This window comes from Lentiprolixibacter sp. (assembly GCF_982873095.1).
In genome coordinates this window covers 13,350-14,529 of the sequence record NZ_CEYNTP010000042.1, presented here as the reverse complement: position 1 = coordinate 14,529, position 1,180 = coordinate 13,350, and the positions used below count along the sequence as shown (strand labels likewise).

Here is a 1,180-nt window from a genome sequence, read left to right as displayed (position 1 = left end):
CGGTAAAAGACATTCTTAAGGGCCTTGCAGCGAACACCAAGAATCCCATCTTTAACAAAGCCCTGGCCGATGCGGATGTTGCTTCAAAGAATAGTGACGATACCTATCTGAACCTGTTTTTTGACGCCTTTGAGAATATAAAAGGGGATGCCCGACTGGCGGACCCGGATATTTTCGCCAACAAGGGACTTAGTGATGAGATCAACTTCCAGATGAGCGATGATGAGGTAAAACCCATTATCAGGAGGAAGATCGATGAATCTGTGGTTTCTGCATTTGAGGTACTACGTGAACGGATCGACGGTTTTGGGGTCACCCAACCCAATATCCAGCGAGAAGGAAATTCGGGCCGGATAGTGGTAGAACTTCCCGGGGCACGGGATATCGCAAGGGCACGTGACCTGCTGTCCAGTACAGCCCAGCTCGAATTCTGGGAAACCTATGAACCCGGTAACCAGAGCCTGATCAATTTCTTTATCCAGGCCAACGACAGGCTCAAGGACATCGTAGCTCCCTCAGAAGAGGATATTGTTAAAGAGGAATCGGAGATCGACTCCCTCTTATCAGACGTAGCACAGGATTCCCTGGACCTCGCCACGGAGCGCAATCCGCTTTTTGAAAAATTACAGCTCAGCGGACCAGGATTTGCAGTTGGAATAGCTGCAATCAAAGATACTGCAGAGATCGGGGGCTGGCTGCGTATGCCTGAAATACGCAGGTTACTTCCCGCGGAAATTCAGTTTACAAAGTTCCTGTGGGAACGTCCTTCCAAAGGATCTGAAGTAGCTGCACTGTTCGCCCTGAAATCCAATCGGGACAATGTCCCAAGGATAAGTGGGGATGTGGTTAGCGATGCGCGTGACCAGTTTGACCAGTTCAACCGTCCCGCTGTTGGAATGGACATGAATGTAAAAGGTGCCAAGGAGTGGGAGAAGCTCACAAACGAGGCTAACCTGAACAATACAGGGATTGCCATTGTTTTGGACAACAAGGTATACACCGCTCCTGGTGTTACTACCGTTGGTGGGATCTCCGGGGGAAGTTCGGAGATTACCGGAACCTTTACCATTAACGAAACCAAGGATATTGCCAATGTCCTGCGGGCAGGTAAGCTGCCTGCTTCTGCGGAGATCATCGATTCCTTTGTAGTTGGACCATCACTGGGTCAGGAGGCTATTGA

1 protein-coding gene is annotated in these 1,180 nt (G+C 49.8%); it reads left to right on the top strand.

All coding sequences use genetic code 11. The annotated features are described in order from the left end of the window. A partial coding sequence (locus AC4E7D_RS04405; protein ID WP_490172596.1) for a SecDF P1 head subdomain-containing protein occupies positions 1-1,180 on the top strand: 1,180 nt, incomplete at both ends.